We start from the raw sequence: 21,779 nt of genomic DNA on the forward strand, positions 1-21,779 counted from the left end.
TAACCTTCCATTAGCCTTCTTGCTGTGCGGCCATTTCCAGACCGATCTACTGCCATTGATCTCCAATTTTCTCCACCTCTGCAGCTTCATATAAGGTTCCTGAAGGATGTCCAACCCGGATTCCATTAAGCCCCCCGGAAACAATTTGATTCGGAATGGTTCCCGTAATTTTTAATGCCGCCGCAAGACCCATTGCTCCGCTTACTGCATGGGCACGATGAAGGGATCACATCGTAATATAACGTGAAAGAACATCAATATCTTCATTTTTGACATGTTGTTGATCAACCGTTTGATAGTCCTTTGGATTTGAGACCATTACTCTTTTTGGCAATGCGTGAGTGTAAGGGGAAACCTGTTCACCTTCTTTGATAAGGCCAATCTTGATTCCGGCTTTGACACGAATTTTTTCTAGTATATCAAGTAAATTAGTATTTGCGTTTACTTCGTTGGGAAGCTTTGTTCCAGTTTGACCAACATCTTCTGCGCGCACAAATATGAGCGTATTGACACAATCAACAATGCTAACTTCATATTCCCTTCCATCCTCCAGCTTGATGATATCTGAAGGGTTACTGGATGGGAGTGTTTTTCCTGTAAATGTTCCACCTGCATCTAAAAAGTTAAGCATGATTTGAGCTGCTTTTCCGGAACACCAGTGATCGAAAATTCACCCTCATATTGATTTGTCCATTTTTCACCGGTATTTCCACAAATATCATCTTATCTGTATTTGTGTTATATATGTTCACAGCAGTGATTGGTTCAGTTAATGGGACATATCCTTCTTCCACAGCATACAATCCAACTGCAGTAACAAAATTTCCGCAAGTAACATTATAGTCAACCACTTGCCGATCCAGGCTAACTTGACCAAAAGTGTAATCAATGTGTGCATCAGGATGTGTGGAAGGACCAACGATTGCTAATTTGCTGGTTGTTGAGGTTCCCCCTCCTAAACCATCAATTTGGCTGTTGTCAGGACTGCCATAAATCCATAAGATGACTCCATCCCTTAAAGCAGGATCTGCAGGAAGGTCTGATCTTCTTAAGATAAGCCCTTTGCTGGTTCCTCCTCTCATAATAACATTTGGAATTTTATGTAATTGCCCATAATCAAACATATTGTATTGCCCCCAGTATCCCCAATATTCTGATAACTATATATTTAGCGTCGGTGATTGAAAACGACACCCCGCAGGGTGCCGTTTTTTAGATTAAAGATTAGATGATGCTTGATATTTATTGTTCGATTGAGTCCCGTTGATTTCTTCAAGACTTCTCTTAGAAGTACGTGGACCAAAGAATATTGCTACAGCTGTTAAAGCCCAAACAACTGAGATAAGACCAAACACATTTAAGTATCCAAATCCTGTGTATACAAAACTAATAATAAATGGCCCGATAACATTGGAAGCACGGCCAATTCCATATGTCAATCCTTGACCAAAAGAACGCACTTCTGTTCCGTAAAGTTCTGATGTATAAGTATATAGATTTGATGAGAAGGTTCTTTCGATATAGTTAATAAGGAAACCAAAGATAACGATCAAAACAGGATTCAATGTGGCCCCGAATAAGAAGACAGCAATGGCAATGAAGAAGCAGGAAGCAATAATATTTGTTTTTCTCTCAAAGCGGTCCGAAATCATTGCACCTGTTAATGAACCTAATGGAGCACCTAAGGTAATTAATGTGCTATAAAGTAGGGTATGCGAGATATCAATTCCTTGTTTTACCAATAAAGTTGGAACCCATGATCCAAATCCATAGAAAGCGATTGTTTGAAGAATCCAAACTACAATTAGAATGGTTGTACGTTTAAGGTAAATTCCCTTGAAGACATCAGACATTTTACCTGTAGTTACTGGAGCAATTGCAATCTCAGGATCTGGCTTAGCTAAAGGACCTTTTTCACTTGCAACGATTTTTTCAATTTGTTCAATGGTTGCTTTCGCTTTATTTACTTGTCCCTTCATTTCATACCAACGTGGTATTTCAAACAATTTTACGATTCCGAATAAAGCGAAGATTCCCAACGCTCCCCATACAAATACAAGTCTCCATCCAAAATCCGCCATAGGAATTACCCAACTAGCAACATAACCCGTAATTGGGATACCCGTAATACCAATTGCTACTGCCAATCCTTGATACTTCCCACGAACAGCTTTTGGGAAGAATTCAATGATGTAAGTATTTGCATTCACCAATAAAGCTGAAGTAGCCATCCCTGTTACAAATCTGGCAATTGAAAGTGACCATACATCCCAAGAAAGGGCATTCAACGCCGAAAATACAGATAATAGTACTAGTGATATAATAATAGATTTCTTTCTTCCTGCTTTATCGCCAAGCCAGCCGCCTAAGGAAGCCCCCAAAAACATTCCGAAGAAGGCACTGGAGTTAATGGTGGCTATAAGATGCATTGGCAAATTCCACTGTTTCACTAATGCAGGTGCAGCGTATGAAAACGTATTCAAATCTGCAAATTCAAAAAAATAAGCAACTGCTAAAGCAAAAATAACTTTCTTATGAATCGAAGAAATAGGTAAACGATCCATACGATTTGCAATGTTAAGCCCCGTAGTTCTACTTATGACAATTCCCTCCCATTTTTCATCTTCTATCCAAGTCTCTTCTTTGTTACTTTTTCTCAACTTAATAAGCTTATTAAAGGTGGTATTTAAAAATTATCATAATTTATTGAATAAAAAAAATACTGATTGTTTATAAACTACCATAAAATTTTTTTATCTTAGAAAAGTGATATTCTCATACGTTTAAATTACAGCCTAATAATAGCAAAATAACAAAAAGTGATATATGCGAGTGATAAATATCACAAACAAATAGCTAATACATATTATCACACCAATAAAAACCGGAAATAGTTTCATTAAAAAATAGACGCACCTTAATGGAAGGTAGGTCTATTATAGGTATTCTTCTCTATTTTTTTGCACGAGAACTAAATAAATTGTTATTTTTATATTTCAATTTTTATAATAATAGTATAATAGGAATCATAAAAATAATTTGTTTATTTGCTATTATTAGATAAGTATTGCTTATGGATAGGGGGATTCCTGAAACGATGAATGAGAAGGATTGGACCATTCTTCAGACGATCTATGAAGAGCGTAATATTACTAAAGCAGCTGAAAAACTTTACATTTCCCAACCGGCTTTGACCTATCGGTTACAGCAATTGGAAAAAGAATTTGGAACGATGATTGTTGCTCGAGGAAAAAGAGGAGTAGAATTCACCTCCGAAGGTGAATATATTGCCCAATATGCCGTAAATATGATCTTACAGCTTCGAAATACAAAAGAATACGTCCAAAACATGGGCCATGAAATTAAAGGAGTACTAAGAATGGGAGTTTCAAGTACTATCGCAAGGTTTGAACTCCCTTTCATTTTAAAAGAATTTGCGTCACTGTATCCAAATGTTGAAATTCATTTAAAAACTGGCTGGAGCACTGAGATTAACCATATGCTTCATAAAGAAGAAGTTCATCTCGGTTTTGTAAGAGGTAATTATGTCTGGCCCGAAGGAAAATATTTGTTTCGTGAGGAACCTATTGTCATCGTCTCCAAAGATCCGATCAAAAATATTAAGGACTTACCTAAACTTCCTAGGGTTAATTACGAAACTGACCAATCCTTAAAGACAACAATCGATAATTGGTGGCAGGAAACCTTTGAGACCCCTCCTACCATTAACATGGAAGTAGACCGCATTGATACATGTAAACAAATGGTTCTAATGGGTCTGGGCTACGCAATTCTGCCTTCTATGTGCTTATTAAAAGATGAAGATGTTCATAAAATAAAAATCACTAAAAAGAATAACAAACTAATAACAAGAAAATCCTGGCTGCTTTACCGTGAAAGGTCGCTTTCCCTATCGCCAGTTAAAGCATTTGTCGACTTTTTAAAGGAATATCCAAATGCATAAAAAATAAGAAGGGCAAATCTGAAGTTTGCTCTTCTTATTTTCACAAAAGAGAATCTGAATTCATTCAGATTCTCTTTTGTATTCTTTGTGGTTATTTTGCAAAGTATAAAAATTTAGGGGTAAGATGAACTTGGTAGAAGAAAGATCAAAAAGCACAAGGACTAAAGTGCTTATGCATATAATTATGAACCTACAATAGCTTTTTAAATCTTTAAAAGAAGAAACCTATTATATTTAAATGAACAGTTAAACAAAAAAACTACTGAAAATTGCATATTTTTTGGCGGGACTGCGTGGGAATCGAACCCACCAGACCACACACGGTGGTCTCATGCGGTTTTGAAGACCGAGGAGGACACCAGTACCCCTTTCAGCCCCATAAATGTGGACGAATATTATTATACTAATAAAACCAACCTGCTTACAATACCTTTCACCAAATCGTAAAGTTTTACCGGTTTACTTGTCTTCTTTCCTGCAAACAGACTATAATAAGATGAAAAAATGTTTTTTTGTAGGTGAAGAAAATGCTTCATGGTTGGTTTTTATGGTTTATTTTATTTTGGGTTGTGTTCCTGATTACTTCGTTTGGAATTGGCGGATTCTTTATGTTCCGTAAGTTTTTGAAAAAGATGCCGAAAGAAGACGGTAAGTCCGTAATGGACTGGGAAGAATTCTATGTGAACGAATCCCGTCACCTGTGGAGCGACGAAGAGAAACTCCTTCTTGAAGATTTGGTAAGTCCAGTTCCCGAATTATTCCGTGATGTAGCGAGGCATAAAATTGCCGGTAAAATTGGAGAAATTGCGTTAAAAGAGAATGCTCCAAAAATTACCGAGGAATTAGTAATTCGCGGTTATATCCAGGCTACTCCGAAAAGGGATCATAAATTTTTACGTAAAAAACTTTTTGAAAATAGAATTGATGTGGCTCCCTATGAGCATTTGTTCTAAACCGTCCAGAAATGTTGACGGTTTTTATTTTTGTCTCTCTTTTTTTAACCCTTTTTAGGCCACCCCTTAAATAAAAAACACCGATCCCCAAAAGGACCAGTGCTCACCGTACTACTTTTTAGTCAAATGAAGCTCCCTATAAAGCTTCTTATAGTCCACATACATGGCAATTCGCCATGGCAAAAGCATACTAAATGCAAGCAGGAAGAACATTCCGCTTAATTGGAACGGATCAATAGTTGAGCTTAGTACTGATTTTAAAGCAATCCTAATAACCAACAGACCCACTAAGATAAAAATAAAAGCCTTTGAACGTTTTAAATAAATATCGTTATCTCGAATTTCAAACTTCGAGGTTTTAATTAGAAAAATGGAAAATAGAGCCCCTACAACGACTGCCTCAACGATTTCCCATCCATTCAGCCTAAACTTGGGAACCACGTACATTAACGCTCCTGTCGCCATGAAAAAGGGAGGTAAGATAATTTTTCTTGCATTTGTCGGTTTTTTTGCCGCTTTAAGACGGACGAACATGACCATAATGGCCATAAATGCAGCACCGATTGAAGAGATAACAACCGTGTTCATAGGATATTCATTCCTTATCTACATATTTTTCTTACTCATTATATATCAAAAATTTATGTTAGAAAAAGATATTTGCAACTTATTAATCAGATTTTAATCCCATTTTAAAAAAATCAAAGCAATACATCCACAAACTGGAAAATGAAAAACCATTTCGGGAAAACCCCTGAAATGGTTATCTATTTTAAAGCCCGATTGAGTGCTTCCATCACGCGGCAATCGTCGAATGGTTTAACAATAAAATCTTTTGCCCCTGCCTCAATGGCCTCCATAATAATTTTTTGCTGACCCATTGCTGAGCACATAATCACCTTTGCCTCAGGAAAATCCCGGCGAATAACTTTAATCGCTTCTAGTCCGCTCATTTTCGGCATGGTTATATCCATTGTTACCATATCGGGTTTCAATTCTTTGAAAAGCTGGATAGCTTCCATTCCGTTTTCTGCTTCCCCGACAACAACGTGGTCTGTTTTATTTAAAATCGCCTTTAAGGTATTTCTCATTAAACTTTTATCATCCACTATCAATATTCTTGCCAATTCACTTCCCCCACTATGGATGCAAAACGAGCATCCTCGAATAAAAATTATCCATTTATGAGTCTATTATATTTGAAAACAAAGAATATTCACAGGATTTTCAAGTTATTTCAAATTAAAAACCACTAAAGCCGCCAAATAAGCTTTGAAAAACAGTAATAATTTTTGTCATCCAGTCGAAGAAGAGAATAATCCCCATGACAATCATGATATAGCCTCCGATTTTTACAATCTTCTGACTATATTTCTTGATCCATTTCATGCGTCCGACAAAGAAGGAGAGAATAAAAAATGGAATCGCAAATCCAAGAGAATACGCAGTCATATATAAGACACCAGAACCCGGGTTTGATGTTGCTAAAAGGATAACAGAAGAAAGAATGGGTCCGGTACATGGTGTCCAGCCAGCCGCAAAGGCCATTCCAATTAATATGGATCCAATATAACCGGATGGACGATTTTTAAATTCGAATTTACGGTCTTTCATCAAGAATTCTGGGCTTAAGATCCCCACAATCATCAAACCAAAGAAAATAATAAATATTCCGCCCAGCTGGCGAATAAGATCTTTATATTCTCGGAAAAAACTGCCTACAAAGGAGGTTCCGAATCCAATGGCAATAAAGATGCACGAAAAACCTATGAGGAAAAATAATGTATGTAGCAAACTCCGCCTTTGAAGCATAGCATTTTCACTTTTCAGTTCCCCTACTGACATTCCAGTAATATACGATAAAAATGCCGGATACAAAGGCAGACAGCAAGGTGAGATAAAGCTAAGAAATCCCGCACCTAATGCTAGAAAAATATTTACATCAGACATATAAACACTCCCAATATAGTCGATACCTATTTCATTCTAACAAAAGTTTTGCCTAAAAGATAATGATTACCATGAATATTTTGTGACTATCGCTCATTTCCTTCCCCTATTAGAAAATACTCTCAAAACTCCAATAATATCCCTTGCCCTAATGGATATTTTTTTACAAATCCCTTTGAATTTATTCCCACAATAGGTTATACTAGTAAAACAAATTAATAGTTTTAGATAATTCATTCTTCGAACATACAATTTAGGAGTTTTCCGGAAAGGACATCGGCCGTGATCAAACAAGAACTAATCGCATTAATCGAAAAAAAGCGAGCTGAATTAATTCAAGTCGCGATCACCAACGGCTTGAGTTCCTCCGTTGCTATACGCTACAGCCAGGAGCTTGATCATTTACTAAATGAATATAATCGAACTTATATAAAAAAAACTCACCAATTAGTGAGTCAATAAGAGAGCCTGGCAAGCAAACTGCCGGGCTCTTTCTTATTCATTTATCGCATTTTCATAGCGTTCCATCGCACCATTCTGTAATAAGAACATTTTATGATAAAGTCCTTCCTGGGAGAGTAGTTCTTGATGGGTTCCACGCTCGACAATTTCCCCTTGATGGAGGACTAGGATAAGGTCCGCATCCTGGATTGTTGATAAGCGATGGGCAATGGCAATCGTTGTCCTCCCTTTGCGCATTTTTGCCAGGGCAGTTTGAATCGCCTCTTCTGTTTCCGTATCAATATTAGCGGTTGCTTCATCCAATACAAGTATTTTCGGGTTCGCTGCAATCGTTCGCGCGAACGCAATCAATTGTCTTTGACCACTGGAAAAAGTAGAACCCCTCTCCACCACTTTATGATCATATCCATCTTCCAGCTTTTCAATAAAACCATGAGCTTGAACAAACTTGGCCGCTTCCACTACTTGTTCGTTCGTTAATTCCGTATTATGCAAACGGATATTATCCTTGAGCGTCCCATAAAACAAAAACGGATCCTGCAAAACAAGCCCCAGCTTTTCCCTTAATACTTCTTTCGAAAACTCACGAATTGATACGCCATCTATTAGAATATCACCACGCTCATATTCATAAAAACGCATCAATAAATTAATAATCGAGCTTTTCCCGCTTCCAGTATGTCCGACAAGGGCAACCGTTTCTCCCGGGTTTGCCGTAAACGATATATTCTTTAGCACATCCCGCTCCCCATCATAGGAAAAGCTTAAATGCTTAAATTCAATTCTTCCAGCTTCAATGTTCAGTGACTCTTCTTCTTGCTGGGCAGGTGCCAGCTCTTCTTCATCCAGCAATTTAAATACACGGCCCCCGGCAACAATTGCCTGCTGGTACAAGGACAGGCGCATCATCATTTGATTCACCGGCTCAAAAAAACGGTCCAAGTAACTGATAAACGCATATAGGACACCAATCTCAACTGTATGTTGGAAGGAAGTAATACCAAAATAACTTAATACAATGATTAATCCAAAGACATAAATCAGATCAATAGCCGGTCTTAATAAAAGCCCATCCACCTTGATGTTTTTCATTCCAGCTAGATAATGCTGTTCGTTGATATCCGCAAACTCTTTCCGGAGTCTTTTTTCCTGACGAAACATTTGGATAATTGACATTCCTGATAATGATTCGCTTAACTTTGCATTCAATTGGCTTAAACGTTCGCGCATATCGGTATAAAAGCGGGAGCTGTATTTTCGGTAGAGGTTCATGACCAGCAACACAATTGGGATGATGACCACACAAAGAACAGCAAGCTTTACATTTAAGATAAACATCGCGATAAAAATTCCAATTAACAAAAATCCACTTTGAATAAACGTGGCCAAGACCGTCACAAACATGTCTTTTATCGCTTCGGTATCATTGGTCACCCTTGAAACGATACTCCCTGCCGGTGTTTGATCAAAATAACGTAACCCCAAGGCCTGAACCTTAGAAAACACATCAATCCGCAATTGTTGGATGATTTTTAAGGCAATTTCTTGGAACTTAACTAATTGAAAAAACATCAAGATGGCTTTGATGATTTGGATTCCCATATACACTGAACCTAATATCAGTAAGGGCTTAAATGTTAATTTCCCAGGTGTTAAATAATCATCGATAAATATTTTTACGAGAATCGGACCGACGATATCTCCTATCGTGGTGAGCAAAAGGAATAGGAACCCCCAACTCAGTGCTTTTTTATGTGGTTTTGTATAAGAGAGCAGCCGAAACAAGACTTTTTTATCTGTTGTTTTGTTCATAAAAGCTGCTTTTTCCATCTTAGTGCCCCCCATGCTCTACCAACTCCTCAAGCTGCTGGTGTAAATACATTTCTTTATACCACCCATTAGAATCCATCAACTCATCATGCGTCCCTCTTTCGATGATTTTCCCCTCATCTAAAACAAGAATCAGATTAGCATGTTGAATTGCGCTTAACCGATGCGAAGTAATGATGGTCGTTTTCCCTGCTCGGTTCTCTCGTAAGGCGGACAGTATTGCTTCCTCGGTTTTTGCATCAACAGCAGACAAGGAATCATCCAGCACCAACACTTCTGGATTCATCAGGAGCGCTCTAGCAATCGATATCCGTTGTTTTTGCCCACCGGAAAGCGATACGCCACGTTCCCCTACAACGGTTTGATATCCATCCGTAAATTGAAGAATATCCTCGTGAATTTTCGCTAGTGCAGCAGCCGCCTGAATATCACTAAGAGGAGCATCAGGATGGGTAAAGGCAATATTTTCAGCCACAGTTGCTGAAAATAGAAAATGATCTTGGGGAACATACCCGATCGCCTCGCGAAGTTTTTCCAGTTTGTATGCTTGAATGCTTTTTCCACCAAACAAAATTTCCACGCGGTCATTTTCGAATTCACGGACGAGCAGTTTCAATAGCGTCGTTTTTCCAGCACCTGTTTTACCAACGATTCCGAGCGTTTCCCCTTGATTTAATACAAAGGAGATATCCTTTAACTTAGCTTCCGTCTCATCTGGATAAGTAAACTCCGAAATTTCATATTGTATATCTCCTGTTGGGACTAAATCTAATGCTTCTTTAGAATCGCGGATTTCTATCGGTTCACCAAGAAGTGTTGATACACGGTCATAAGAAGCGCGTCCACGTTCAACAATATTAAACAACCAACCAAACGCGAGCATTGGCCAAATTAAGAGTCCCAAATAGGTGGTAAATGAAATCAGTTCCCCAATGGTCAGCTCCCCATTGATCACATATTTTGCACCGAAGACAATCGAGAGGAAAAAGGAAATCCCAACAATAACCGATATCGTCGGATCATAAAGCGAATCTATTTTCGCAACAACGATATTTTTTTGAACCACATCCTCTGATTGTTTTCGAAAATCCTCGATATCTTCTTTTTCCTGACCAAAGGTTTTAATAACCTTTATCCCGGTAATGCTTTCCTGTGTTTTATCATTTAAGGATGAAAACGCCTCCTGTGCTTTGTGAAAAGTTCGGTGCAGCATTGTGCCGAACCAGCTGGTCAACATCGCCATAAACGGCATCGGAATAAGGCAAATTAACGTAAGCTTCCAGCTGATTGAAAACGCCATTGCCAAGATAACGAACCCACCAGTAGACAGTGAATCAACGAGGGTAAGAACACCGGCACCTGCTGTTTGCTGAATGGCCTGCAGGTCATTGGTCGCATGGGCCATCAGGTCACCAATACGGCGCTTTTGATAAAATGACGGAGACATATTGGTGAAATGCTGATACAACTGGTTTCGTAGAATTTTAGAGAGTTTCACCGATGAACCAAATATCATCATTCTCCAATAATATCGCAATCCATACATCATCAGAGCAACCACAACAAGAATACCCACCCACTCTACCAAGATACCGGTTGTCATTGTTCCTTCCTTTATATGATCTGCAATTATCCCGATTACTTTCGGAGGAACCAGTTGAAGCAGCGCGACGAATAATAATAAAAGCGTTCCTGTTATGTACGATTTTTTCTCTTGCTTAAAAAACCAGCCCAAATCCAAAAAGACCTTCATGTACACTCCCCCGAAATCTCTATCTATAGGATTTTTATTTTAACAAATTTTCGAAAAATAATAAAGATTTCGAAATTCAATTGAAAAGCATGAAAAAAAGCACCCATTTACACGAGTGCTTGTCTTTTATTTTGATTGCTGCTTATTCATAGCATTCATCATTTGGTTGATCTTCTTTTGTGAAGGTTTCATACCCATTTGCATCATCATCATTTTAAGCATTTGTTCATTAATTGGCGGATTTTTCTTTAAATAGCTCATCATATACTTACGAGCAATGAAAAATCCTAGTGCTACACCAGCAGCTAAGGCCAGTATACCAACTAGAACGTACATCATTAAATTTCCTCCTTCATGTTGTCTACCATACACAGTGTACTAAAATTATTAGGAATATACAATATCCGTTTTTAATTATACATATTTTCTTTCTTTAATCGGCTTTAACCAGCCAAAACGCTCGTGTTCTAAGTCGATTGCTAAAAACGAAGATTCACATTTCCTAAGAACTTCAAAAAACACTGTTTCTGCTTCATAGCTGCCAGTTGCTTCTACTGATATGAAATCCTGGAAGACGGCTAATTTTGCTGTACTTAGTCTTCCATTCAATTCAATAGAATATGTGCCATGGTCCGCCTTAAATCCCTTTATTTTACCAAGTTGTTTCTGCAAAAGTTTATGAATTTTTAATACCTCAACCGTTTTGGTTATATAAGTAATTTGTTTTCCTGTAATATATTTTAGCTCGCCGAATGCTCTTTCATGTTCACGAAAAAGCTGAAAAAACATGCTCTCTCTTCCGAAGTAATGGGCGGCAAATTCATCTTCTATTAAATATAGCCGATAGTTTCTCACCACAATCTCTCCTTCGCCAAAAGCCCTTTTTTCTATTATAAAAAAACAAAATCAAAACTTTTGTCTTTCGGCGGCAAAAACTTTCACTATTTTTGTCGATTTTCATATATGTAATAAAAAGCCTACAAATTCACCTTAATACGGTGGAAAATTTCTAAGATTTAAAAACGATATCAATATAAAAAGAGAACAGCCATTATAAGCTGTCCTCTCAATGAAAAGGTAATATTTTTATAATAATGCTTTTAAACGAGCCACCACGTTATTTACTGTAAAGCCGTATTCTTCCATAATTTTTTCACCAGGAGCAGAGGCGCCAAATTTATCAATGGCTAGTACATCTCCTTCGTCTCCTACATATTTATGCCAGCCTAAGGAAGAACCCACTTCAATTCCAAGACGTTTTTTCACATTCTTAGGAAGAATAGAATCTTTGTATTCTTTTGATTGAGCTTCAAAGCGATCCCAAGAAGGCATGCTGACTACAGAAACCTGTATACCTTCTCCTGCTAATGCTTTTTGAGCTTCCACAGCTAGTCCTACTTCAGAACCAGTTGCTAGCAACAATGCGTCTGGAGTTTCTTTTTCAGAAGCAGAAATAACGTAAGCACCTTTTGAAACACCTTCATACGCATTTACATCAGTACCTTTGATCGTAGGTAGATCTTGGCGAGTCAGTACAAGAGCCGTTGGCTTGTTTGTTGACTCAACAGCAAGTTTCCATGCTGCCGCTGTTTCATTCCCATCTGCCGGGCGAATGAGGGAAAGATTCGGCATTGCTCGCAAAGCGGCAATTTGTTCGATTGGCTCATGTGTTGGACCATCTTCCCCAACTGCAATACTGTCATGGGTAAACACATACGTAACTGGTAATCCCATTAACGCAGCTAGACGAATGGATGGACGTAAGTAGTCAGAGAAAACAAAGAATGTTCCGCCGAATACCTTAACACCGCCATGAAGCGCAATTCCGTTCATTGCTGCTCCCATTGCAAATTCACGAACGCCAAACCAGATATTACGGCCTTCATAGGAATCAGGCATGAAGTCATTAGAGCCTTTGATTAAAGTTTTATTTGATCCAGCAAGGTCTGCAGAGCCGCCAATTAAGATTGGTAAATTTTTCGCAATGCCATTAAGCACTTCACTTGAAGATGCACGGCTAGCAAGGCTTTTTCCCTCTTGGTAAACTGGAATATCTTTGTCCCAGCCCTCTGGAAGTTCATGATTTAATGCTTTTTCAAGCTGTGAACCAAGTTCAGGGTATTCCTTTTTGTACTGTTCAAAAAGGTCATTCCATTCTTTTTCTTTCTTTTCTCCATTTTCAACAATAAGCTTCTGGAAGTTTTCATATACTTCTTGTGGTACATGGAAGTCTTCTTCAAAGGTCCACTTATAAGCTTCTTTTGTCAATTTTAATTCAGCCGCACCTAATGGAGCACCGTGAACACCGGAAGTTCCTGCGCGGTTTGGTGAACCATAGCCAATGACTGTCTTCACTTCAATCATTGTTGGACGGTCTAAATCACTTCTCGCTTCTTCAAGGGCTTTTGAAATTTCTTCAAGGTTGTTGCCATCTTCTACACGAATATACTGCCATCCATAGGCTTGAAAACGTTCTTTAACACTCTCAGAGAACGATTTATCTAGGTCTCCATCAAGAGAAATATCATTTGAATCATATAAAACAACTAAACGTCCTAATTTTAAATGACCTGCAAGTGATGCGGCTTCAGCAGACACACCCTCCATTAAATCACCATCACCACAGATACTGTATGTATAATGATTCACAAGTTCATATTTATCCTTATTGTAAACACTTGCTACATGGCGCTCTGCCATTGCCATTCCGACCGCCATGGCAATACCTTGGCCAAGTGGTCCTGTTGTTGCTTCTACCCCTTCAGTGTGACCATATTCCGGGTGACCAGGTGTTTTACTGCCCCATTGACGAAATTGCTTTAAATCATCCATTGTTACATTGTAACCGGACAAATGAAGCATGCTGTATAACAACGCGGAACCATGTCCGGCGGATAATACAAAACGATCACGGTTAAACCATTGAGGATTCTTTGGATTATGGTTCATAAAGCGAGTCCATAATGTATAAGTCATTGGTGCAGCACCCATTGGCATTCCAGGGTGGCCTGAATTAGCTTTTTCAATCGCATCAATAGAAAGTGTGCGAATGGAGGTTACCGATAATGCATCAATCATATCAAACATAAATTACATCCTTTCCTGAATAATAGGATTATAAGTACACCAATAATATTATAGTCCCGTTCCGATTTATTCAACTAATTGCATCAAAATTAGTTTTTGTAAGCCTTATCATTTTATATTTTCCCACAGAAAGCGCTTTAATATGTAAAAGAGGAATACAAAAATGTATTCCTGCCCTCTTTTAATGTAAGTTATTCTTTTTTCTAGCCTTGATTTTATCAGGTGTTACATCATTACCTAGTGGATCGATAATTTTGGTGTTCGTTAATGTATTTAACATACTAGAACGGAAAACAGCTAAATATTCACTTCTTAATTTTGATTGTTCTTTTGCTTCTAGTTCCGTTAATCCAGTTGATTTTGATTTTCTTGCTAATTCATTAATTCTCGCTAATTTTTCCTTTGAAAGCAAATTAAACCCACCTTTCGAAGCAAGTTATCATAAATACTAAATCCATGACAACTGATTTTACTAGAAAAAGCTCCGTCTGACAAGGTAATTGTTTAATCTTCTTCTTTTTGAATATATTCTTGATATCGTCTATGTACGGTTGCTTTTGAAATATTATAACCAAATCCCCTTAAGGTAGCGGCAATTTCAGCAAAGGTCAATTTGTTTTTTCTTAGCCTGACAATTTCTTCAATAGGTGCATCAATTTTTTCCCTGCCTGAGTTTTCTCCGAGATTCTTAAGATTTTTCTCAGGTTTGTATCCTTGCTGGACTGCCCTTTTCATACCACGTTTTATTTTGATGTTATGGAGCTTGCGCTGGTATTCCTCTACCATCCCAACAATTTGTAACACCATTGAATCTGATTCAGAAAGCTGCAGTTCTCCGTTGTGTGATATACTAAAAAGCTTTATATCTTCTTTTAAAACACAATGCAACAGAGCAATCTTTGCATTACCTCTGCCCAGTCTCGTTTCATCCTGAATTAATACGGCCTGGATCGGTTCATCTTTAATTTTTTGAAGCAGTTGAAGGATCCCATCTCTTTCCAGTTCATAACCACTTGCTTGTTCCTTAATGATGGCTACAACATCAAAATGATACTGTTTAGCGAGCTGGATGAGTTCTTCCTCCTGCCTTTTAAGTGAGGTTTCCTGTGTCTCTTTCGTTGTACTGACTCGGCAATAAATAATTGCTTTCATACTTATTCTCTCTTTCTATTCTTCAGCTGCACTTGCTAACTCTGTAGTAGAAAAGGTTTTCTTGTTAACGGGAATAACAATCTCTTCACCTGGATAAATGTGTTCATCTTCTATTTTATTATGGAGTTTAACCCAATTTACAAATTCCTTATTGGTAAGAGAATGCTCATTTGAGTATTCCTTAGAAATTTTCCAAAGGGAATCACCTTCCGAAACAGTAATTTTTTTATAGTGGTCATTTGCAGTTGAACTAAAATCAATCGAAAGTATAAAAGCTAGCAGGCAGCTTAATCCAATTAGAATAATAGAAAATGAATATTTGGTCCATATTTTTTTCATTACAAACACCTCTCAACAGAATATATGTTCGTTTTAATTGATTTTATTATAAAACGAACGTTTGTTTGTTGTCAATGATATTCGAACTTATGTTTGTATAAAATTGGCGAACATGCTATAATTAAGGTAACAATTACTAGTAGCGAGGTGGAAATTACCATGGCTAAAATTTCTAAACGGCAGCAGGATATTCTTGATTTCATTAAAGGCGAGGTAAAGAAAAAAGGGTATCCACCCTCTGTTCGGGAAATCGGTGAGGCAGTCGGTCTTGCTTCCAGCTCTACCGTTCACGGTCATTTAGCTAGATTAGAAAGTAAAGGGCTTATTAGAAGAGACCCTACTAAACCAAGAGCAATCGAAATTTTAGAAGTAGATGAAACAGCTCAAATCCCAAGAAATAACGTTGTCAATGTTCCTGTTGTCGGTAAGGTAACCGCCGGGCTTCCGATTACAGCGATAGAAAATGTTGAAGAATATTTTCCACTTCCCGAAAGACTTGCCCCATCTGATGAACATGTATTTATGTTGGAAATTATGGGTGAAAGTATGATTGAAGCAGGAATCCTTGATGGGGATTATGTCATTGTTAAACAGCAGCCAACCGCAAATAATGGTGATATTGTTGTCGCTATGACTGAGGAAGATGAGGCAACCTGTAAACGATTTTTTAAAGAAAAGGATTATATTCGCCTTCAGCCGGAAAATTCCGCAATGGAACCAATCATTTTAAGGAATGTCTCAATTTTGGGAAAAGTGATTGGTGTTTATCGACATATACATTAATAATAAGAAGTCAGTACAAAATAATGTGCTGACTCTTTTTTTTGGAGATTTCACTATTTTTATTTTACAAATATTGAAAATTCAGTATTTTTTACCCATTCTTTATAGAATACAATTTTAATATAATGGAATTACACCAAGATTTACCTTAGGTCAAAAATTTAGGCTTAAGGAGGTTGAGAAACTGTGTTAAAAGACATTATTTTCTCTTTCGTAATTGGTGGTATAGTTGGAATTATTGGACATGTTCGAAAGCACGGAAAAATCATCATGCCGCGTAAGACCAAAAAGTTTATATACCTTGGATTTTTAGAAGAAATGCTTCTTGGCGCCTTTGCTTCACTGCTCCTTGTTTTGTATATTTCCCCTAATTCTTATGTTGAAAAAATGACCATCTCGATTACCGCAGGGATCAGTGGTGATTTAGTTCTGACCGGTTATAAGCAATTCAAGCAAAATGGTTCAGAATAAATGGAGCCCCCTAAATCCAAAAAGCTTACTTGCATAATAATAAAACTCCTAAGCAGCAATGTGCTTAGGAGTTTTTTGTATTAATACATAGACATGTATTGTTCTCTTTCCCATGGGTGAACTACTGTACGGAACATATCCCACTCAATTTCTTTCGCTTCAACAAAATGTTCGAAAATATGTTCACCTAGAGCAGCAACCATAGTTTCATTGTTTTTTAACTGATCTAATGCTTGTGCTAATGTTGCAGGAAGATCGATAATGCCCTCTTCGATTCTTTCTTCCTTGCTCATTACATAGATATTGCGATCGACTGCAGCAGGAGGTGTAATATTATTTTTAATTCCATCTAATCCTGCTTTTAATAGAACCGCTAGTGCAAGATATGGGTTTGCTGCTGGGTCAACGCTTCGCACTTCTACACGTGTGCTCATTCCACGTGAAGCTGGAATACGAATTAATGGTGAACGGTTTTGTGCAGACCAAGCAACATAACAAGGTGCTTCGTAACCTGGTACTAAACGCTTATATGAGTTAACTGTTGGGTTTGTAACTGCTGTAAAGCTTGGAGCATGCTTCAAGATTCCAGCGATAAATTGACGAGCTGTATCACTCAATTCAAGGTCACCTGTTGGCTCATAAAATGCATTTTTACCATCTTTAAATAAAGAGAGATTACAGTGCATTCCGGAACCGTTCACTCCGAATAATGGTTTCGGCATAAATGTTGCGTGTAAACCATGTTTGCGTGCGATGGTTTTTACAACAAGCTTAAATGTTTGAATTTGGTCACAAGCTGTAACGGCATCCGCATATTTAAAGTCAATTTCGTGTTGCCCAGGAGCTACTTCATGATGAGATGCTTCAATTTCAAAGCCCATTTCTTCAAGCTCAAGGACGATATCACGACGGCAGTTTTCCCCTAAATCGGTTGGCGCTAAGTCAAAGTAGCCGCCTTGGTCATTAAGTTCTAATGTTGGTTCACCTTTTTGATCTAACTTAAATAAGAAGAATTCCGGCTCAGGCCCTAAGTTAAAGTTTGTGAAGCCAAGTTCTTTCATCTCTGCTAGAACACGTTTCAGGTTATTACGAGGGTCACCGGCAAATGGTTTGTCATCCGGAGTATAGATATCACAAATTAAGCGGGCAACTTTACCTTTTTCCGCAGTCCAAGGGAAAACAACCCAAGTATCAAGGTCAGGATGAAGGCGCATATCGGATTCTTCAATTCGTACAAATCCTTCAATAGAAGAACCATCAAACATCATTTTGTTATCTAATGCTTTTTCTAATTGGCTGATTGGAATTTCGACATTTTTAATCGTTCCAAGGATATCTGTGAATTGTAAACGAATAAATTTAACATTTTCTTCTTGTGCCAAACGTTGAATATCTGCTTTAGTATACTTAGCCATTTTATTACCCCCTACTAATAATTAAATGATTAATGGAAAAAGCGTGACATATCTCCCTGTCTTAAAGTTGGACGACTCAATTTGTTGCTATGCAACAATTCATTGCGAAGTAGTTTTCTAAGCTGTTCATCCGTTAACTCGCGTTTGGATTTTTCAGACTGCTGTTGAATAATATTGGTTTGTTGCTCCTTCACAAGAAATAGCTGTTTGATCCCAGCCATATTGACCCCTTGATCAATTAAATCCTTGATCTCTAAAAGCCGGTCAATGTCATTTAAACTAAATAAACGCCTGTTTCCATCCGTTCTTGCTGGAGAAATTAATTCGTGCTCTTCGTAGTATCGGATTTGTCTTGCAGTTAATTCCGTTAGCTGCATGACTGTTCCGATGGGAAACAGTGGCATGGAACGGCGAATTTCTTTTCCGCTCACCTATCCTCGCCTCCCTTTTTCGTAATTCATATTGTTATTATATTTGGTGTTAGAAAATATGTCAATTATATGTTAGATTTTCTTACATGGTTTTTTTCATTGAAAATTTTCAGATTAAAATGACGGTTATTACTATGTAACGGTATTATTTTAAAATAAACATTAGAGCCCATTATCTATAATTTTTTATGTTCATATGTACTTTGAGCTTTTTTTAGTTTCCGAGCAACGAATTTTTTAATCTTTACGGGCACTATGAGGCACTGATTGTTCCCGCTCTATCCATTTTTTCACCTTCAAGGGCACTATGACACCTTGTCTGTTCCCGCTCTACCCATTTTTTCACCTTCACGGGCACTATGACACCTTGTCTGTGTCCCGCTCAACCTATTTTTTTACCTTCACGGCACCTAGAACACCTCTAAGTTCCCACGCAACCCGCTTTCTCACCTTCACGGGCACCTAGAACACCTCTAAGTTCCCATGCAACCCGCTTTCTCCCTTCACGGGTACTTAGTCCGATTATATAATCCCGAAAAAGGGCCGCCACATGTAGCAACCCCCATAGTTTTAGCTAATTTAGTTGAATTAATCCTTTTTCCAGCAAACGATCCACTGCCAGGCAAACAGCTATTTTAACATGTGAATAGGTGAGACCGCCTTGAACATAAGCCACATACGGTGGCCGAATTGGACCATCTGCCGTCAGCTCAATACTAGCCCCCTGAACAAAGGTTCCGGCCGCCATAATCACATCGTCCTCATATCCAGGCATATAAGCAGGATACGGAGTGACATGTGAATTAATCGGCGAAGCAAATTGAATGGCCTGGCAGAAAGCCACCATTTTACCGCGGTCATCAAATTGCACCGCTTGAATCAGGTCTGTCCGCTCCGAATCCCATTTAGGTGATGAATTCATCCCCAATTTTTCAAGCATAGCCGCGGTAAATACAGCACCCTTCACAGCCTCCCCTACCACATGTGGAGCAAGGAAAAACCCTTGATACATTTCCTGAAGACTGTAAAGAGAAGCACCTGCTTCCGCTCCAATACCAGGTGAAGTCATTCGGTAAGAACAAGCCTCAACCCACTGTTTTTTCCCAACAATATAGCCACCCGTCTTGGCAATTCCACCGCCAGGGTTTTTGATCAGCGAACCGGCCATTAGATCCGCACCAACATGACATGGCTCCAATTCTTCAACAAATTCACCATAGCAATTGTCCACAAACACGACAACATCGCTTTTGATTTCTTTTACAAATGCAATCATTTCTTTGATTTCCGCAATCGTAAACGATGGTCTTGTTGCATAGCCCTTTGAACGTTGGATACCAATCATCTTGGTATTCGGCTTGATTTTAGCTGCAACCGAATCCCAATCAATTGAACCCGTGCTACTTAAAGATACACTATCATAGCTAATCCCAAATTCTTTTAGCGACCCGACCCCGTTTCCGCGAATCCCAACAATTTCTTCAAGCGTATCATATGGTTTTCCGGTCATATATAAAAGCTCATCACCTGGCCTGAGTACTCCAAATAATGCGATGGAAATCGCGTGAGTACCGGAAATAATTTGCGGGCGGACTAGACCTGCCTCTCCCCCGAACACATCAGCATAGACTAATTCCAATGTATCTCGGCCAATGTCGTCATAACCGTAACCTGTTGACGGGATGAAATGCGAATCACTTACCTTATGTTTTTGATAACTCTGCAACACCCGAAACTGATTTACCTCAGCTCTTTCTTCAATCCATTTATGTACTTTAGCAACTTGTTTCTCCACTTCCTTGACAATTGGCTGAAGCTTTTCCCCATTTTTCAACTGTTGAAACATTTTGTATCTCCTATTCTACACTTTAAATTTCTCTAATTGTCCTGTAATCTGATGGTCCATAAGTGAATATCCCCGGCATTGGTAAAGCTGACTTTCCTCATTAAAACTGAGATCACGCAATACGGTTTCATTTTTTAATAAGGACAACAGTTTTCCTTCAGTAGATGGAACTTCTACTTGATACGGAACCATCACTTCAATAACGACACTTTCCATTTTTCTTTTTAGCTCATTCCGATCCTCTTTGTCAAATGCACTAATAAAAACAGATGGGGTATTAGCTGTCGGAACAAAATCCGGGTGCTTCTGATCTCTTTTATTATAGACGGTTAATTGCTGGATATCTTTAACTTCTAAGTCCTCAAGCAGTTTATTAACTGTTTTTTCATGATGAAAATAATCCGGATTGGACATATCGACAACATGAAGCAGCAGATCTGCTTCCTTCACCTCTTCCAATGTGGAGCGAAAGGCAGCAATCAAGGTGGTCGGAAGATCCTGTATAAAACCAACTGTATCGGTAATCAAGGCGAGGAACCCGCTTGGTAAAATTAACTTCCGAGTCATCGGATCAAGGGTTGCAAACAACTGATTTTCCTCATAGGACTCTGCCTCGGATAGACGATTAAACAAAGTTGATTTTCCAGCATTCGTGTAGCCGACAATGGCAACTTGAAAGGTTTTATTTTTCTTTCGTCTCTCTCTGTATCGGTCTCGGTGCTGAACGATCACAGCGAGCTGTCCTTTAATATCATCAATCCTGCGGCGGATATGACGCCGATCCGACTCCAGCTTTGTTTCCCCTGGTCCTCTTGTTCCAATTCCGGCACCAAGACGGGATAAAGCGGTACCCTGTCCGGCTAGGCGCGGCAAAAGATATTGGAGCTGTGCGAGCTCTACCTGTAATTTTCCTTCTTTAGAACGTGCCCTTTGCGCAAAGATATCAAGAATCAGTTGGGTTCGATCAATAATCCGGGCACTGATTTCCCTTGCTAAATTTCTCTTTTGGCTTGGGGAAAGTTCATCATTAAAAATGACTAGATCGGCATCATGCTCTTCCGTTAATGCCTTTAATTCTTCGACTTTCCCTTTGCCTAAGTATGTAGCAGGATGGATGCGTTCACGTTTTTGAACAACCGAAATCAGGACTTCACCTTGTGCTGTCTCTGTTAAGGAAGCTAATTCATCCATCGAATATTGAAAACGTAAATCGTCCATCTCTTGTGTTTGACATCCAACAAGAATTGCTTTTTCAACGGTTTCCTTTGTCTCCGCATATTCCATCAGCATTCTTCCTTTCGAAAAGTTCTTCCCCCATCATATCAAATCAGTCCAAAATTCTC

General features: G+C 38.5%; 22 protein-coding genes, 1 tRNA gene and 1 pseudogene. 5 read left to right on the forward strand and 19 right to left on the reverse strand.

The genetic code is table 11. The annotated features are described in order from the left end of the window. Window positions 1–46: 46 nt before the first annotated feature. The 3 genes and pseudogenes from E2K98_RS31960 to E2K98_RS00190 form a co-directional block, all read right to left on the reverse strand. A pseudogene (locus E2K98_RS31960) lies at window positions 47–631 on the reverse strand (PrpF domain-containing protein). Beyond that, window positions 624–1,124, reverse strand: coding sequence for a PrpF domain-containing protein (locus E2K98_RS31965; protein ID WP_268884009.1), 501 nt, complete (start codon window positions 1,122–1,124; stop codon window positions 624–626). The pseudogene E2K98_RS31960 and the gene E2K98_RS31965 overlap by 8 nt, the downstream one beginning before the upstream one ends. Window positions 1,125–1,217: 93 nt before the next feature. Continuing rightward, entirely contained in the window at window positions 1,218–2,660 is a 1,443-nt protein-coding gene (locus E2K98_RS00190; RefSeq protein WP_133332338.1) for an MFS transporter, read from the reverse strand. A 437-nt stretch (window positions 2,661–3,097) separates the two neighbouring features. On the opposite strand from E2K98_RS00190, the gene E2K98_RS00195 reads away from it, so the two are divergent. After that, complete coding sequence (locus tag E2K98_RS00195; RefSeq protein WP_133332339.1) at window positions 3,098–3,964, forward strand: LysR family transcriptional regulator; 867 nt, start codon at window positions 3,098–3,100, stop codon at window positions 3,962–3,964. Between the two features lie 281 nt (window positions 3,965–4,245). Here the strand turns inward: E2K98_RS00195 and E2K98_RS30670 are convergent. Then, a tRNA-Sec gene (locus E2K98_RS30670) sits at window positions 4,246–4,342 on the reverse strand. A 149-nt stretch (window positions 4,343–4,491) separates the two neighbouring features. Here E2K98_RS30670 and E2K98_RS00200 point away from each other — a divergent pair. Then, the gene (locus E2K98_RS00200) at window positions 4,492–4,917 is read left to right on the forward strand and encodes a DUF2621 domain-containing protein (protein WP_133332340.1); all 426 of its coding nucleotides are present in this window, start codon (window positions 4,492–4,494) and stop codon (window positions 4,915–4,917) included. A 111-nt stretch (window positions 4,918–5,028) separates the two neighbouring features. On the opposite strand, the gene E2K98_RS00205 is transcribed toward E2K98_RS00200, so the two are convergent. The 3 genes from E2K98_RS00205 to E2K98_RS00215 form a co-directional block, all read right to left on the reverse strand. Beyond that, entirely contained in the window at window positions 5,029–5,505 is a 477-nt protein-coding gene (locus E2K98_RS00205; protein WP_133332341.1) for a CcdC family protein, read from the reverse strand. Window positions 5,506–5,684: 179 nt separating this feature from the next. Next, window positions 5,685–6,044, reverse strand: coding sequence for a response regulator (locus E2K98_RS00210; protein ID WP_133332342.1), 360 nt, complete (start codon window positions 6,042–6,044; stop codon window positions 5,685–5,687). 115 nt (window positions 6,045–6,159) lie between these two features. Then, window positions 6,160–6,867, reverse strand: a complete 708-nt coding sequence (locus E2K98_RS00215) for a cytochrome c biogenesis CcdA family protein (protein WP_133332343.1) — start codon at window positions 6,865–6,867, stop codon at window positions 6,160–6,162. A gap of 282 nt (window positions 6,868–7,149) precedes the next feature. Here E2K98_RS00215 and E2K98_RS00220 point away from each other — a divergent pair, with 282 nt between their 5' ends. Beyond that, window positions 7,150–7,329: an aspartyl-phosphate phosphatase Spo0E family protein gene (locus tag E2K98_RS00220; RefSeq protein ID WP_081810772.1), complete on the forward strand. Its 180-nt coding sequence runs from the start codon at window positions 7,150–7,152 to the stop codon at window positions 7,327–7,329. Between the two features lie 33 nt (window positions 7,330–7,362). Here the strand turns inward: E2K98_RS00220 and E2K98_RS00225 are convergent, their stop codons facing one another. The 8 genes from E2K98_RS00225 to yneA all read right to left on the reverse strand — a co-directional run bounded on the left by E2K98_RS00225 (window position 7,363) and on the right by yneA (window position 15,490). Next, the gene (locus tag E2K98_RS00225) at window positions 7,363–9,159 is read right to left on the reverse strand and encodes an ABC transporter ATP-binding protein (RefSeq protein WP_133332344.1); all 1,797 of its coding nucleotides are present in this window, start codon (window positions 9,157–9,159) and stop codon (window positions 7,363–7,365) included. Between the two features lies 1 nt (window position 9,160). Beyond that, window positions 9,161–10,912, reverse strand: coding sequence for an ABC transporter transmembrane domain-containing protein (locus E2K98_RS00230; RefSeq protein ID WP_133332345.1), 1,752 nt, complete (start codon window positions 10,910–10,912; stop codon window positions 9,161–9,163). A gap of 126 nt (window positions 10,913–11,038) precedes the next feature. Beyond that, window positions 11,039–11,251, reverse strand: coding sequence for a YneF family protein (locus E2K98_RS00235; RefSeq protein WP_026574993.1), 213 nt, complete (start codon window positions 11,249–11,251; stop codon window positions 11,039–11,041). Window positions 11,252–11,326: 75 nt separating this feature from the next. Beyond that, a complete protein-coding gene (gene sirA / locus E2K98_RS00240) occupies window positions 11,327–11,767 on the reverse strand; it encodes a sporulation inhibitor of replication protein SirA (protein ID WP_133332346.1) in 441 nt (146 codons plus the stop codon). Between the two features lie 231 nt (window positions 11,768–11,998). Continuing rightward, the gene (gene tkt, locus E2K98_RS00245; RefSeq protein WP_133332347.1) at window positions 11,999–13,999 is read right to left on the reverse strand and encodes a transketolase; all 2,001 of its coding nucleotides are present in this window, start codon (window positions 13,997–13,999) and stop codon (window positions 11,999–12,001) included. Window positions 14,000–14,180: 181 nt separating this feature from the next. Further along, window positions 14,181–14,411: a DUF896 domain-containing protein gene (locus tag E2K98_RS00250; RefSeq protein WP_133332348.1), complete on the reverse strand. Its 231-nt coding sequence runs from the start codon at window positions 14,409–14,411 to the stop codon at window positions 14,181–14,183. A gap of 92 nt (window positions 14,412–14,503) precedes the next feature. Beyond that, window positions 14,504–15,151 carry a YneB family resolvase-like protein gene (locus tag E2K98_RS00255; protein ID WP_133332349.1) on the reverse strand — a complete coding sequence of 216 codons (648 nt, stop codon included), beginning with the start codon at window positions 15,149–15,151 and terminating at the stop codon, window positions 14,504–14,506. Between the two features lie 15 nt (window positions 15,152–15,166). Next, window positions 15,167–15,490, reverse strand: a complete 324-nt coding sequence (gene yneA, locus E2K98_RS00260; RefSeq protein WP_133332350.1) for a cell division suppressor protein YneA — start codon at window positions 15,488–15,490, stop codon at window positions 15,167–15,169. Window positions 15,491–15,649: 159 nt separating this feature from the next. Here yneA and lexA point away from each other — a divergent pair, with 159 nt between their 5' ends. After that, window positions 15,650–16,273, forward strand: a complete 624-nt coding sequence (gene lexA, locus E2K98_RS00265) for a transcriptional repressor LexA (RefSeq protein ID WP_026574987.1) — start codon at window positions 15,650–15,652, stop codon at window positions 16,271–16,273. A gap of 186 nt (window positions 16,274–16,459) precedes the next feature. After that, window positions 16,460–16,744, forward strand: coding sequence for a DUF4257 domain-containing protein (locus E2K98_RS00270; protein WP_133332351.1), 285 nt, complete (start codon window positions 16,460–16,462; stop codon window positions 16,742–16,744). Between the two features lie 80 nt (window positions 16,745–16,824). Here E2K98_RS00270 and glnA read toward each other — a convergent pair whose 3' ends face one another. From glnA to hflX, 4 genes are all read right to left on the reverse strand, one after another. Continuing rightward, window positions 16,825–18,159: a type I glutamate--ammonia ligase gene (glnA, locus tag E2K98_RS00275; protein WP_133332352.1), complete on the reverse strand. Its 1,335-nt coding sequence runs from the start codon at window positions 18,157–18,159 to the stop codon at window positions 16,825–16,827. A 29-nt stretch (window positions 18,160–18,188) separates the two neighbouring features. Beyond that, a complete protein-coding gene (locus tag E2K98_RS00280) occupies window positions 18,189–18,590 on the reverse strand; it encodes a MerR family transcriptional regulator (RefSeq protein WP_133332353.1) in 402 nt (133 codons plus the stop codon). 574 nt (window positions 18,591–19,164) lie between these two features. Beyond that, complete coding sequence (locus tag E2K98_RS00285) at window positions 19,165–20,436, reverse strand: methionine gamma-lyase family protein (protein WP_133332354.1); 1,272 nt, start codon at window positions 20,434–20,436, stop codon at window positions 19,165–19,167. A 15-nt stretch (window positions 20,437–20,451) separates the two neighbouring features. After that, the gene (hflX, locus tag E2K98_RS00290; RefSeq protein ID WP_133332355.1) at window positions 20,452–21,720 is read right to left on the reverse strand and encodes a GTPase HflX; all 1,269 of its coding nucleotides are present in this window, start codon (window positions 21,718–21,720) and stop codon (window positions 20,452–20,454) included. Window positions 21,721–21,779 lie beyond the last annotated feature (59 nt).

The sequence above is a fragment of the Bacillus salipaludis genome (genome assembly GCF_004358205.1).